This window comes from Xanthomonas sp. D-109 (assembly GCF_017746095.1).
Lineage (GTDB): Bacteria > Pseudomonadota > Gammaproteobacteria > Xanthomonadales > Xanthomonadaceae > Xanthomonas_A > Xanthomonas_A sacchari.
Map to the genome: position 1 here is coordinate 339,117 of NZ_JAGHWV010000006.1, position 13,808 is coordinate 352,924.

Below are 13,808 nucleotides of genomic sequence, written 5' to 3' on the forward strand. Positions count from 1 at the left end.
GATGCGACCCGCCACGCGCTTGGCCCAGTGCTTGTTGCTTGCCGGCATCCTGCCCCTGGCAGGGTGCGCCCAGTCCGGCTCTGCCGACACGCCGGCGGCCACCTCCACCAACGCCCAGGGCTGCGTGAGACAGCGCCAGCTCGGCCCACAGGATCCGTTCAAGACGCCGCCGCCATTGATGGAGGCATGCCTGGGTCCGTACAAGCTACGCATTCCTGCCAACTACTTCGGCGACCAGATGGGGCCGAACTTCGACGACAGTTTCGGCCTGTACCTGGAATACCCGTCGCTGCAGCCGTTCGCGCCGGGCGAACGCACGCATCTGCGCCTGGATGTGTCGACGCGGACGGTCGATATCGGGTATCACTATCTGGATGGCGTGGATCCAAATGACGTCCTGTACGCGCCGAATTCTACGGATGATGACGACCCGGCTGAACGTCTTGAGGGCAGAATTCAGGGTAAGGAGATTTATGGCCTGACGCCATACTATGCCGATCTGAAAAAATCCTTCGCCTATTATCGTAAAAAGGGCTACAACGAGTCGCACTCGGATGAGCCAACAAGCATTTTCAATGTCGCCAGCCAAAAAGACTGGTATGTGGCGCGCGATCACAAGGGGCAGATCAGCACGCTCATCAAGTGCACGTCGCATGAAGTGGCCCAGTCAGGTGTCGAGTACCGCGATGGGAAACTGGTCCGAAGCAAAGAAGATCCACTTCCGGACTGTACTCATTTGTTTGTCATAAAGGACTTGAACGCCATGGTGGAAATCCGGTACGTCCGCTTCGCGCTGCCAGATTGGGCAAAGATCGAAGCAGCTGCGCGCGACAATCTGAAGAAGTTCATGGTGCGGAGTCGAGGGCTGTAAGGTGCGATCTATTCGGGATAAGGAGAATCTCTGATGGCAGGACTTGATGAAAAGGATATCGAAATCCTCAAATACTATGCCCAGGATGGAAACCGGGAGCTTTACTGGAACTACCTCGCGCACAAGCAGGGAAATGACGGCTATGGCTTGCTTGCGCTTGGCGTAGTTCGCAACGACAACGCGCCAGGTGCCACTGCCAATGCATTTGCAGATCGCCAGGCGCGGGAAGATGGTGTCCGCATGAGTGAGCGCCAATGGAATGGTTTTGGTGTCGACTTGATGAGGAGTGATTTCGAGCAGCGTGAGCTCTATCAGAAGAAAGCGCATCGCCCCGATCTGGCGCTCAACCTACCAGTCAAGGACGTCGAAGCCGTCCACGACGCCACCTTCCAGAAGCATCACATCAACCCCAACGGCTGGACGCCGCGCGAACTGCTCGACGCCGCGCGCCGCCATGGCGGTGAGCCCGAGGCGGAGAAGGTCTGGTCGATGATGCTCGACAATTCCGCACTCGGCTTGAGCCGCGCCGGTTTCACCATGAACGACGTGCGCAAGTACGACGACGCGCAACTGGATGTGATGTCCTACACCGGGCGCATGACCGCCGCGCGCCTGCTCGCGCACGAAGCGCGGCCGATCACCGATCCGGAACGGATCGGCGCGCAGAGCTTCTATTACGAGCGCGATGCGCGAACCGGGCAATGGACCAACTGGGTGTCCGGTGGCGAGCAGACCATCGCCCAGCCGGTGCGCGACCCGCAACAGCTGCGCGAGCTCGACGATACCCGTGCGCTGCGCCTGGAGCGCCAGCAGTTGCGCGAACAGTTCCACCCCGAGGATCCGTATCGCCACCAGCCGATCCTGCGCAGCCCGCAGACGCTGGCCGAAGCCGATCCGGTCCAGGCGGGACCGGCGGTCGCGCAGGCCGCGCGCACGTCCGATCCCACCGAGCCGGGCCATCCGCGCCATGCGCTGTACCAGCAGTGCGCCGCCGGCACCCAGGCGCTGGATCGGCAGTTGGGACGCAGCCCCGATGCGGACAGCGCCTGCATGGCGGCCAGCGTCACCGACCTTGCCGCACGCAACGGTCTGCAGCGAGTGGATCACGTGCTGTTGAGCGAGCACGGGCGCACGGCGCAGCCGGGCGAGCTGGTGTTCGTCGTGCAGGGCGATCCGAAGGATCCGGCGCACCTGCGCGCGCACATGTCCACCGAAGAGGCGATCCGCACGCCGGTCGCGCAGTCCTTCGAGCGGCTTGCCGAGTTCGATCGGCAGCAGGCACTTGTCCAGGCGCAGCAGGTCGCGGTGCAGCAGACCGTGCAGCAACAGGACGCACAGCGGCAGAGTGCCGCGGTGCCGCGGATCTGAGCGACGCGCCGCTTGCGGGACCTGTGGTCATGTCCGCAGGGCGCATGCTGGAGGCGACTGCTGTGCGTCCCACGCCAGACGCCACAGCGGCGCTCGCGTGTCTGCAAACGTGACTGACTTACCCTCACCCCCGGCCCCTCTCCCGGTGGGAGAGGGGAGTGACGCCTCAGTCCTTGGGCTTGCAGGGATCGTCGCGGCGCAACAGGCGGCCCAGCCGCGACGGCGGTTCGCACGGCGGCGGCGCCGGTTGCGCGGCCTTTGCCGCCGCGGCGGCGGCGTCGCTGCGTTGCTGCTGCAGTTGCGCCAGCTTGGCCTTGATCTGCGGCATCGCCGCCAGTGCGGCCTTCTCGCCTTCCAGGATCGCGGCGTTGCGCTGGGCGAAGTCGGCCGCGCCGATGTCGTTGACCTTGGGCCGGATCACGATGTCGGCGCGGCCCAGTTCCTGCTGGCCCAGGCGCTGGCCCATGATCGCGATCGACTGGTTGACGGTGCCGAGCATGCTGCCCGGGTTCTTGCCGCTGGCCTTGCTGGAGATGTCCACGGCGATGACGAAGTCGGCGCCGAGCTGGCGCGCCGCATCCACCGGCACCGGGCTGACCACGCCGCCGTCCACGTAGTGGAACTTGCCGATGGTCACCGGCTCGAACACGCCGGGAATGCTGCTGGAGGCACGCACTGCCTGGCCGGCGTTGCCGCGTACGAACACGGTGCGCTCGCCGTCTTCCAGGCGCGTGGCGACGGCGGCGAACGGCTTGGCCAGCTTCTCGATCGGCTTGCCCTTGAGCTGGGCGTTGACGTAGTCCTGCAGCGCCTGGCCCTGCACCAGGCCGCCGGAGAACAGGCGCATGTCACGGATGCTGCTCTCGTCCAGCGCCACCGCCGCCTGCTGCATCTGGAACGCGTCCATGCCGCTGGCGTACAGCGCGCCGACCACGCTGCCGGCGCTGGTGCCGGATACCACCGTCGGCTCCAGGCCGTTGGCCTGCAGCATCTTGATCACGCCGATATGGGCGAAGCCCTTGGCCGCACCGCCGCCCAGGGCGATGCCGATGCGCAGCGGCCTGGCCGCCGGCGTGGGCAGCGGTGCCGGTCCGGTCACCACCGGGGCCGGCGGGGCCGGCTTGGGCTCACCGCCGCAGGCGGCAAGCAGGCCGAACAGGGACAGGGACAGCAGCAGGCGCGGGGAACGAAGCACGGTCATGGAAGCGTCGCGGAAAGGAGGAAGGAGCCGGCGCGAGCATAGCGGCATCCTCCTGCACCGCCCACGACTGGAGGTCATGCTTGGGTGGTCCGGGCGCTTCAGTGTCGGCGCGGAGGTTGAGTCTGCGAGGCGCTTCGCGCCCCGCACCCTCACCCCAACCCCTCTCCCGGGGGGAGAGGGGCTAAGCATGCTGGCTCAGAAGTTGTTGTCGCCGTCGAGGATGCGGCCGAAGCCGCCCAGTACCGAGCCTTCGCCGCGGTTCTGCCCGCCGCCCTGCGGTGCGGCGGCGAGCATGCGTCCGGCCAGGCGCGAGAACGGCAGCGACTGCAGCCAGACCTTGCCGGGGCCGGTGAGGGTGGCCAGGAACATGCCTTCGCCGCCGAAGAACATGCTCTTGATGCCGGTGACCGGGCGCACGTCCATGTCCACCGAGGCGTGGAAGGCGACCACGCAGCCGGTGTCCACGTCCAGCCGCTCGCCGGCGGCCAGTTCGCGCTCGACCACGCAGCCGCCGGCGTGCACGAACACCCAGCCGTCGCCCTCCAGCTTCTGCATGATGAAACCTTCGCCGCCGAACAGGCCGGTCATGATCTTGCGCTGGAAGTGGATGCCCAGCGACACCCCGCGCGCGCCGGCCAGGAAGCTGTCCTTCTGGCAGATCAGGCGGCCGCCGTGCTGGTCCAGCTTCATCGCCAGCACCGTGCCGGGGTAGGGCGCGGCGAAAGCGACCTTGGCCTTGCCCTGGCCCTGGTGGGTGAACACGGTGGTGAACAGGCTCTCGCCGGTGACCAGGCGCTTGCCGGCCGACAGCAGCTTGCCCATCAGCCCACCCTGGTCGGCGTTGGAGCCGTCGCCGAACACGGTGTCCATCCGCACCGCCGCGTCCTTGAACATCAGCGCGCCGGCCTCGGCCACCGCGCTCTCGCCCGGGTCCAGCTCGATCTCCACGAACTGCATTTCGTGGCCGACGATGCGGTAGTCGATCTGGTCGGCGCGGCTGGCGGCGGTGGGCAACGGCGGCAGGCCCGGCGGCAGGAAGGACGCGCCGCCCCGCAGCGCGGCGATCTGCGCCACCGGCAGCCAGCCGCTCTGGCCCTGGCACCAGGCCAGCGCCGTGGGGTTGTTGCGGGCGAAGGCGACCGCGTCGGCATCGTCGAACGGGCCGGAGCGGGTCTGTTCGCTGCCGGTCAGGAAATACCACTGGCTCATGGGTGCAGGTCCTTGGCGGGAAGTCGCGCGAGTCTAGCCTGCCGTTCCGGACCGTTCGCATCTGCCCAAAGGCAGGGGCGGTGCAGGCGGTCCGCACGCCGTGCCTACAGCGCGCTGGCCGGCCGCACCTGCAGGACGCCGGCCTCCGCGGCGCAGTCGCCGGCCGGCGCGCGCCCGGCCGCGCGTGCGGCCGCGATCTCGCCGCGGGCCGCGGCCAGGTCGGCGCGGAAGGCCGCATCGTCGTGCAGCCGCGCCACCGTGGCCGCGCCAATGAACCGGCCGGCGAGCACGTCGCTCTGCCAGTGCACGTTGCACACCAGCCGGCTCTCGCCGTAGTTGCGGCCGCGCGTGATCAGCGCATCGGCGCGCTCGGGCGCGATCTCGCTCAGGGTCAGCGCCCAGGCCCAGCCGATGGCGCTATGCCCCGACGGATAGGAACCGCTCTGGCGCAGGTCGTCCAGATCGTCCGGGGTGCACACCGCCTGCTGGTTGCGCAGGAACGGCCGCGCGCGCTGGTACTGGCGCTTGGCCGCCTTGGTGGCGGCGCTGGCGTCGATGCGGCTGCGCTCCAGCAGGGTGTACAGGTGCGGGGTGTGCTGCGCGTCGATCGCCACGCCCAGCGCGCAGGCGAACTGGCCGGCGCCGTTGGGGAAGCTCAGATCGGCATCGCGCGCGGCCTGCTGCCAGCGCGCGCTGCCGCGCAGGGCCAGCGCCTCGCGGTTGATCGCCAGGTCCAGCGCCTCGCCCGGCGAGTCGGCCGCCGGCGGCGCCGGAAGCAACCGCAGACTGTCCGGCACCGCTGTGGCCGGCAGGTAGCCCACGGCCTTGGCCGGCGCCGGCGCACGCAGCGCGGGGCCGCTGCAGGCGGCCAGGGCGAGCGCCAGCACGGCGGCGGCGGAGCGGAAACGGCAGGCGGGCGACACGGACATGCGAACTCGGACAGCGACGGCGGACCGGTCAGTGTACGGCGCGGCGCAGGGACAGGTGGCCCGTCGCGGCATGCCGCGGCGCCCGACCCCGGGTAGGAGCGGCTTCAGCCGCGACGGGCGTTACCGGGAAGGCGTCGCGGCTGAAGCCGCTTCTGAGGATGCAGATTGGCGTATTTCTGGAAGCACCTTTCCCGCCTCAGCCCCCGTCACGCTCCCCACGCGGCGGAAAGCGCAGCACCACCCCGCGCGGCGCCGACGGCGGCTGCCACAGCACCGGCACCTGGGTCGGCGGTGGCGGTTCCAGTTCGTCGTCGGCGGCGAGGAGGTCGTCGGTCTCGTCCTCGTCCTCCCAGCTGTAGCGCTTGCGCGGCGGCAGCGGATCGCGGTGGCGCAGCAGCAGCGCCGCGACCACCCCGCCCACCGCGCCGCCCAGGTGCGATTGCCAGGACACCCCGTCCTCGTGCGGCAGCACCGTCACCAGCATGCCGCCATAGAACAGGAAGGCGATCATGCTGGCGGCGATCGCGGCGCGGTCGCGGCGCAGCAAGGCCAGTACGAACACCAGGAACAGCAGGCCGTGGGCGACACCGCTGGCGCCCAGGTGATGGCTGCCGGGATCGCCGAGCCACCAGGCGCCCAGGCCCGAGCCCAGCCACAGCAAGGGCAGCCCGGCCAGGGTGGCGCGCGGATACACGCTGCCGGCCAGGGTGCCCAGGATCAGCAGGGCGCCGGCATTGGCCCCCAGGTGCTCCGGCGAGCCATGTAACAGCGGCGCGGTGAGCACGCCGAGCAGGCCGGCGGCCGTGTGCGGTGCGACCGCCCAGGGCCGCCAGTCGAACAGGCCCTGGCTGGCGAACACCGCCACTAGCACCGCCACGAAGGCCAGGCTGACATTGAACGCGCGCAGGATCCGCGCGCGGTCGAAGCGGCCCTGCGCATCGGGCTCGGGCGTGGGCGAGGGGAGCGAAGAGGTGTCCATGTTCCCTGGATGGCGGCGCCCCGCCACCAAGGCAAGGCGCCGCCGGTGGGAGGGACTGGCCGCGGCCGCGGGACAATCCGCGGCCGCGGCACAGGTGCCGGGTCAGTGCGCCGGCTTGGCCGGGCGCAGCAGGCTCAGCACCACGGTGGCGCCGATCACCACCGCCACCGCCAGCAGCGACACCAGCACCGGGATCTTGTACAGGTCGATGATCAGCATCTTGGTGCCGATGAACACCAGCACGATCGCCAGGCCGTAGGGCAGCAGGTGGAAGCGATCGGCCATGCCCGCCAGCAGGAAGAACATCGCGCGCAGGCCCAACACCGCGAACACGTTGGAGGTCAGCACGATGAACGGGTCGGTGGTGATCGCGAAGATCGCCGGGATGCTGTCCACCGCGAAGATCACGTCGGTGATCGCGATCAGCATCAGCACCGCGAACAGCGGGGTGAACCAGCGCTTGCCTTCCTGGGTCACGCTCAGCGCGTTGCCGTGGTACTGCGGGGTCAGGCGCAGGTGCTTGCGCATGAAGCGCAGCACCGGGTTGGCTTCCAGGTCCGGCTCCTTGCCCGCGGAGAACCACATCTTGATGCCGGTCAGCAGCAGGAACGCGCCGAACACGTACAGCAGCCAGTGGAACTTGGTCAGCAGCACCGAGCCGGCGAAGATCATCACCGCGCGCAGCACGATCGCGCCCAGTACGCCGATCACCAGCACGCGCTGGCGCTGCTCCTCCGGCACCGCGAAGTAGCTCATGATCATCAGGAACACGAAGATGTTGTCGACCGCCAGCGACTTCTCGACCAGGTAGCCGGTCAGGAACTCAAGCCCCAGGCGGTTGCCGGTGGCCACGTCGATGGTCTCGCGCAGGTACCACCACAGGCCCGCGTTGAACGCCAGCGCCAGCGCGATCCAGCCGATGCTCCACCACAGCGCCTCCTTGAAGGTGACCTTGTGCGGACCGCCGTGGCGCATCAGCACCAGGTCCGCCAGCAGCGCCACGACCACCACGATCGCGAAACCGCCCCACAACCACACGTTGCCTATCGTTTCCATTGGGAATTTTCCGTCAGTGAACAGGGAACCTCGGGGCCGCGTTGGCGGAGGCGTTCCGGACGGAGACGACGGATGTCGTCCAGAGGGTGCCTTCGCCACTGCGGCGAAGGTCTCGCTCGCAACCGGCGGACCGGTTGCCGTTGCACCGGAGCCCGCGGGCTCGAATTGACGGCGACAACGTCGGGAGCTACTCCCCTTCTGCGCGCATTCTTGCGGCTGCCGGCGGTGCCGTCAATCGGGGCGGCTACAATGGCGTTCATGAATAGTCCCCTGCCCGTTGTCCGCCTCAAGAACGCCTGGCGCTCCAGCCATCCCTGGATCTTCCAGAAACTGGTCGAAAAACCCGCCGCCAAGCCCAAGCCGGGCGCGCTGGTGGACGTGGTCGGGGTGGACGGCGACTGGATCGGCCGCGGCTTCTACAACGGCCACTCGCGCATCGCCGTGCGCATCCTCGAGACCCATCCCGACATCGCGGTCGACGAAGCGTGGTTCGCGCGCAAGATCGCCGAGGCGGTGTCGCTGCGCCGTGACGTGCTCAAGCTGGACGCGGTCAGCGATGCCTGGCGCGTGGTGCATGCCGAGGGCGACGGTCTGTCCGGCCTGGTGGTGGACCGCTACGGCGACCTGCTGGTGGTGGAATTCTTCAGTGCCGGCATGTTCCGCCACCGCGAGTGGATCTACGCCGCGCTGCGCGCGCAGTTCCCCGGCGCCCGCTTCTACAGCTTCGCCGAGGAGCACGTGCAGAAGCAGGAGAGCTTCGACTACCGGCCGGTGTCCAGCAGCGGCGAGCGCCCGGAGCCGGCGATCATCAGCGAGTACGGCGTGCGCTTCCGCGCCGACCCGGCCGGCGCGCACAAGACCGGCTTCTTCGCCGACCAGCGCGAGAACCGGCAGTGGCTGAGCCAGCAGGTGGAGGGCAAACGCGTGCTCGACCTGTGCTGCAACACCGGCGGCTTCGCGGTCTACGCCAAGGTCCGCGGCGCCACCGAGGTGGTCGGCGTGGACATCGACGAGGACGTGATCGAGATCGCCAAGGGCAACGCCCGCCTCAACGACGTGCGGCCCAAGTTCGTGCAGGCCGACATCTTCCCGTATCTGCGCGACGCCGCTGCCCGCGGCGACCAGTACGACGTGGTGATCCTGGACCCGGCCAAGATGACCCGCGACCGCGATCAGGTGATCCCGGCGCTGAAGAAGTACCTGGACATGAACAAGCTGGCGCTGGGCGTGGTCGCCCCGGGCGGCCTGTTCGCCACCTTCTCCTGCACCGGCCTGGTCGCCGAGCACGAGTTCCTGGACATGCTGCGCCGCGCCGCCTATTTCTCGGGCCGCACCATCCAGATCCTGAAGGTGGCCGGCGCCGGCGCCGACCATCCGTTCATGGCCCACGTGCAGGAATCGCGCTACCTCAAGGCGGTGTTCTGCCGCGTGCTGGACTAGCGCGCCGCGCATGCGCCAGGCCGAACCGCGATGCCTGCGTGACGGCCTGATTCGGGCGCGCCGGCCGGCGCTCGCCGCCGCCGCTGCATGAAGATCGTCATCGCTCCGGACGCATTCAAGGAGAGCCTGTCGGCGGCGCAGGCCGCGGCGCAGATCGCGGCCGGCTTCCGCAGCATGTTCCCGGACGCACAGTACGTGCTGCTGCCGTTCGCTGATGGCGGCGAGGGCACGGTGGACGCGCTGGTGGCCGGCGCTGGTGGACGTCGGGTCGCCTGCACGGTGACCGGGCCGCTGGGTGAACCGGTGGCGGCGCAGTTCGGGTTGAGCGAGGACGGCGACACCGCGCTGATCGAGATGGCCGCGGCCAGCGGGCTGATGCTGGTGCCGCCGCATGTGCGCGATCCGCGCCTGACCGGCACCCGCGGCGTCGGCGAACTGATCCTGGCCGCGCTGGATGCCGGCGCGCGCCGGCTGCTGATCGGCATCGGCGGCAGCGCCAGCAACGACGGCGGCGCCGGCATGGCGCAGGCCCTGGGCGTGCGCCTGCTGGACACGCACGGCCGCGACCTGGCCGCCGGCGGCGCGGCGCTGGGCGCGCTGGCGCGCATCGACCTGGACGGGCTGGACCCGCGGCTGCGCGACTGCACCATCGAGGTCGCCTGCGACGTCGACAACCCGCTGACCGGGCCGAGCGGCGCCTCGGCGGTGTTCGGGCCGCAGAAAGGCGCCACGCCGGCGATGGTCGCCCAGCTCGATGCCGGCTTGCGGCACTACGCCGAGGCGATCGAACGCACCCTGGGCATGGCGGTGGCGCAACTGCCCGGCGCTGGCGCCGGCGGCGGCATCGGCGCGGCCCTGGTCGCCTTTCTCGGCGCGCGCCTGCGCCCGGGCGTGGAGATCGTCGCGCAGGTGCTGGGGCTGGAAGCGCACCTGGCCGGCGCCGATCTGCTGGTCACCGGAGAGGGCCGCCTGGACGGGCAGAGCGCGCAGGGCAAGGTGCCGGTCGGCCTCGCCCGCATCGCGCGACGCCACGGCGTGCCGGTGCTGGCCATCGCCGGCGGCCTGGGCGACGGCGCGGCGGACCTGCATGCGCAGGGGATCGACGCGTTGTTCGGCGCGGTGCAACGGGTGTCCACCCGCGAGGCCGCGCTGGCCGACGCCGCGGATGCCCTGCGCGCGGCGGCGCGCAACGTGGCTGCGGCGATCGCGCTGGGCCAGCGCCTGGGCGGCTCCCGGACGCAATAGCGGCCCGTGCCGCTGGTGCGGCTTGGCGGCGCACTGCAAGCCGCGGCGTTGGTTCGCGATACGTCAGCCCCTGTGGGAGGGACTTCAGTCCCGACGCGCTGACCGGTGGTTATCGCAGAACCCGTGAGTCCGTTGCCCCGCGCGTCGCGGCTGAAGCCGCTCCCACAGGTGGGTATTCGCCAGCGGATGCGCCACGCGCAGGCAAGCCGTGTGGGAGGGACTTCAGTCCCGACGCGATGGCCTGTGGTTACCGCAGGGCCCCGCTGGACCGCTGCCCCACGCGTCGCGGCTGAAGCCGCTCCCACAAGGGGGCATTTCGCCAGCGGACGCGCCATGCACAGGCAAGCCCTGTGGGAGGGACTTCAGTCCCGACGCGATGAAACGGCGGTTGTCACAGGGGAAAGGGAGCCCGTCCCTGGCAGGCGTGGGTCCGCGCTGAGCCCGCTTTTGCCAATCCCAACTCCCAACTCCCGATACCCGCACCAAACTGGTGCTGCAGCCCGCGCTCATTTGGCGCACGCCGCCCCATTCAGGTAAACTGAAAACGTTTACAACACGGATGCTCTCGCAATGGAAACCCCCAATCTTCCGCAACGCGCCCCGCTCAGCCCCAAGTGGCAGTTCCGCTTCGACTTCTTCGACCGGTATGGCGCCCCCTCCACGCCCGAGTACAAGGCCGCGTTCAAGGCGCTGCCGTTCATGGAGCGGTTGAAGATCAACATGAACTTCTTCGCCCTGTTCTTCGGCTTCATCTACTTCTTCGTCCTCGGCATGTGGCGCAAGGCGCTGGGGCTGATCGGCATCTCGCTGGTGCTGGGCATCGTCGCGGCGTTCCTGCCCGACGCGCTCGGCCGCGGCCTGGGCATCGCCTACTCGCTGCTGGTCGGCATGGCCGCCAACTACGCCTACTACCTGGACCAGCGCAAGGGCAGCGTCAGCTGGAACCCGTTCGAGGGCGTGCGTTGGTGGTAATGGCCGGGTGTGGCGGCGCGAGCATGCGCTGCGCCGCCACGTCAGTCAGCGCTTGCGTTTCCAGAACTGCCAGGCCGGTGCCGATGTCGGCGTGACCGCCGCGGCGGTGGCCTGCACCGGGGCCAGTTGCCCCTGCACGCTGGTCAGGCGCTGCTGCGCATCGAACGCCAGGACGATGCGGCTTTCGCCGCGGGTCGCCACGGTCTGCGCAGGGTCGCGCTGCAGCGCAAAGCCCTGGTCGGCCAGAAAGCCGTCGGTCATGGCGCGATGGTCGAGTTCGAACTGCATCGGCAATTCGCCGAGCAGGCGCAGCACGCGGGCGTCGTCGCAAGGCGCGAAGACCGCGGCCGGCACGTCATCGAGCAGGAAGAACAGCGCGCCGCCATCGTACGGCGCGCGGTAGTAGCAGCGCCCGCGCAGGGCGCCGGCGAGCAGGGCGACATGGTGGCCGGCGTCCGTGCCCACTGCCGAGGACGGTTCGACTAACTCCTCGATGCCTTCGCGCTCGCCGTATGCGCGTAGCGCGGTCGCCTCGGTCAGCAGGGCCGGCGGCAGGTTGCTGGCGGTGTTGGCCCAGGCCCACAGCCAACTGGCGCTGGCCTCGGCGGCCGTGCCCAGCAACTGCAACGGAAACGACAGATCCTCGCCGAAGTGCACCCGGCCTTCGCCCAGGTCCACTTGCCAGCGACGCTCGGCCAGCACGTCGGCCAGCGCCAGTTGGCGGGCATAGGCACTGCCGATGTGGCGTGCCAGGGCCGCTTGGAATTGCGGACTCATCGCGGGGTCTGCGCGCGCTGCAGCAGGCTGTTGCGGCGGCCATACAGCAGGTAGGCGACCACGCCCAGCGCGTTCCACAACCCGAACCAGATCTTCGTGGTATCCGGCAGGCTCCAGAACAGGTACAGGCAGCCGCCGATCGCCAGCGGCCCGACCAGCCACGCCAGCGGCGTGCGGAAGGTGCGGGCACGGCCGGGTTCGCGGCGGCGCAGGACCAGCATGCAGGCGGCCACGGCGATGAAGGCGGCCAGGGTGCCGGCATTGGCCAGCGCGGCGATCTCGTCCAGCCGCGCCACGCCGGCCAGCGCCGCCACCAGCGCCGCGGTGAACAGCGTGGTCGCCACCGGCGTGCCAGTGCGCGCGTTGACCTTGGACAGCCCGCGCGGCAGCAGACCGTCGCGCGACATCACGAAGAAGATCCGGCTCTGCCCGTACAGGAACGCCAGCAGCACGGTCGGCAGCGCGATCACCGCGACCACGCCGATCGCCGCCGCCGCCTTGCCGTGGCCGAGTTCGCGCAGGATCAGCGCCAGCGGCTCGGCGCTGGCGCCGAACACGTCGTAGCGCATCGCGCCGACCGCGGCCAGCGCCACCAGGATGTAGATCAGGGTGCAGCCGATCATCGAGCCGACGATGCCGATCGCCAGGTCGCGCTTGGGGTTCTTGGTTTCCTCGGCGGCGGTGGAAATCGCATCGAAGCCGTAGAAGGCGAAGAAGATGATGGCCGCCGCGGCCATGACCCCGTGCGCCACGCCGTCGGCACCGACCGTCTTGGGGAAGCCGTAGGGCATGAACGGATGCAGGTTGGCGCTCTGGAACGCCGGCAGCGCCACCGCCACGAAGATGCCCAGGGCGATCAGCTTCAGCACCACCAGCACCGCGTTGAGCGTGGCGCTTTCCTTGGTGCCGGCCATCAGCAGGCCGGCCACGGCGAAGGTGATCAACACCGCCGGCAGGTTGACGATGCCGCCGGCGTGCGGCCCGGCGGTCAGCGCCGCCGGCAGGTTCAGATCCATGCCGCTTTGCGCGCTGGCCCAATGCAGGAAGCCGACGAAGTAGCCGGACCAGCCCACCGCCACCGTGCTGACCACCAGCGAGTACTCCAGGATCAGGCTCCAGCCCACCACCCAGGCGATCGCCTCGCCCAGCGCGACGTAGCTGTAGGTGTAGGCGCTGCCGGCGGCCGGCATCATCGTCGCCATCTCCGCATAGGCCAGCGCCGCGCAGGCGCAGATCGCCCCGGCCACCGCGAAGGACACCAGCACCGCCGGCCCGGCCAGTTGCGCGCCGACCCCGATCAAGGTGTAGATGCCGGTGCCGACGATCGCGCCGATGCCCAGCGCCACCAGATGCGGCCAGCTCAGCGAGGGCACCAGCCGGCGGCCGGCCTCGTGGACGGTGACCAGGTCGAGCGACTTGCGCCGGAACAGGAACGACATGCGGGCCTCGGGTGCGGAAGTGACAAGCCCGGCAGTGTCGCCGAATGCGGTGCAGCAAAGCTATGCCTGTGGCGCGGTATGGCACGGCGCTTGTGCGGCTCGATGCGAAGCGCACATCCGGCCTTATCGGCGGAGACCGCTCTCTCTCTCTGTCTCGTAGGAGCGGCTTCAGCCGCGACGGGCGTTCCCGGTGACGCCCGTCGCGGCTGAAGCCGCTCCTACGGCGCATCATCCATCGTGCGTGGATCCGCTCTTCAGTCGCGCTCGGGCCGCAGCAGCCAGCGCAGATGCGCCTTGAGCTGGCGGCCGTGCTGATGGACCC

12 protein-coding genes are annotated in these 13,808 nt (G+C 69.5%); 5 read left to right on the top strand and 7 right to left on the bottom strand.

All coding sequences use genetic code 11. The features are described from left to right. Window position 1 precedes the first annotated feature (1 nt). Together J7357_RS07600 and J7357_RS07605 are read left to right on the top strand one after the other, a co-directional pair. The gene (locus tag J7357_RS07600; RefSeq protein WP_209245636.1) at window positions 2–871 is read left to right on the top strand and encodes a hypothetical protein; all 870 of its coding nucleotides are present in this window, start codon (window positions 2–4) and stop codon (window positions 869–871) included. Window positions 872–904: 33 nt separating this feature from the next. Next, entirely contained in the window at window positions 905–2,239 is a 1,335-nt protein-coding gene (locus J7357_RS07605; protein WP_244667347.1) for an XVIPCD domain-containing protein, read from the top strand. A 166-nt stretch (window positions 2,240–2,405) separates the two neighbouring features. Here the strand turns inward: J7357_RS07605 and J7357_RS07610 are convergent, their stop codons facing one another. From J7357_RS07610 to J7357_RS07630, 5 genes are all read right to left on the bottom strand, one after another. Further along, window positions 2,406–3,440, bottom strand: coding sequence for a patatin-like phospholipase family protein (locus J7357_RS07610; protein ID WP_209245637.1), 1,035 nt, complete (start codon window positions 3,438–3,440; stop codon window positions 2,406–2,408). A gap of 195 nt (window positions 3,441–3,635) precedes the next feature. Then, window positions 3,636–4,649, bottom strand: coding sequence for a TIGR00266 family protein (locus J7357_RS07615; RefSeq protein ID WP_209245638.1), 1,014 nt, complete (start codon window positions 4,647–4,649; stop codon window positions 3,636–3,638). 104 nt (window positions 4,650–4,753) lie between these two features. Next, on the bottom strand, window positions 4,754–5,578 hold the full coding sequence (locus tag J7357_RS07620; RefSeq protein WP_209245639.1) for a phosphatase PAP2 family protein: 825 nt from the start codon (window positions 5,576–5,578) through the stop codon (window positions 4,754–4,756). A 196-nt stretch (window positions 5,579–5,774) separates the two neighbouring features. Then, window positions 5,775–6,557, bottom strand: a complete 783-nt coding sequence (locus tag J7357_RS07625) for a rhomboid family intramembrane serine protease (protein ID WP_209245640.1) — start codon at window positions 6,555–6,557, stop codon at window positions 5,775–5,777. Window positions 6,558–6,659: 102 nt separating this feature from the next. Next, on the bottom strand, window positions 6,660–7,613 hold the full coding sequence (locus tag J7357_RS07630; protein WP_010343036.1) for a TerC family protein: 954 nt from the start codon (window positions 7,611–7,613) through the stop codon (window positions 6,660–6,662). 258 nt (window positions 7,614–7,871) lie between these two features. Between J7357_RS07630 and J7357_RS07635 the strand changes: the two genes are divergently transcribed. The 3 genes from J7357_RS07635 to J7357_RS07645 all read left to right on the top strand — a co-directional run bounded on the left by J7357_RS07635 (window position 7,872) and on the right by J7357_RS07645 (window position 11,270). Then, window positions 7,872–9,053, top strand: coding sequence for a class I SAM-dependent rRNA methyltransferase (locus tag J7357_RS07635; RefSeq protein WP_010343035.1), 1,182 nt, complete (start codon window positions 7,872–7,874; stop codon window positions 9,051–9,053). An 87-nt stretch (window positions 9,054–9,140) separates the two neighbouring features. Beyond that, window positions 9,141–10,298: a glycerate kinase gene (locus tag J7357_RS07640; protein ID WP_209245641.1), complete on the top strand. Its 1,158-nt coding sequence runs from the start codon at window positions 9,141–9,143 to the stop codon at window positions 10,296–10,298. A gap of 570 nt (window positions 10,299–10,868) precedes the next feature. Then, window positions 10,869–11,270, top strand: a complete 402-nt coding sequence (locus J7357_RS07645) for a DUF2628 domain-containing protein (RefSeq protein WP_010343033.1) — start codon at window positions 10,869–10,871, stop codon at window positions 11,268–11,270. A gap of 45 nt (window positions 11,271–11,315) precedes the next feature. Here J7357_RS07645 and J7357_RS07650 read toward each other — a convergent pair whose 3' ends face one another. Together J7357_RS07650 and J7357_RS07655 are read right to left on the bottom strand one after the other, a co-directional pair. Continuing rightward, complete coding sequence (locus J7357_RS07650; protein WP_209245642.1) at window positions 11,316–12,047, bottom strand: DUF6882 domain-containing protein; 732 nt, start codon at window positions 12,045–12,047, stop codon at window positions 11,316–11,318. Further along, entirely contained in the window at window positions 12,044–13,486 is a 1,443-nt protein-coding gene (locus J7357_RS07655; RefSeq protein ID WP_209245643.1) for an amino acid permease, read from the bottom strand. Before J7357_RS07655 ends, J7357_RS07650 begins: the two co-directional genes overlap by 4 nt. Between the last annotated feature and the right edge of the window lie 322 nt (window positions 13,487–13,808).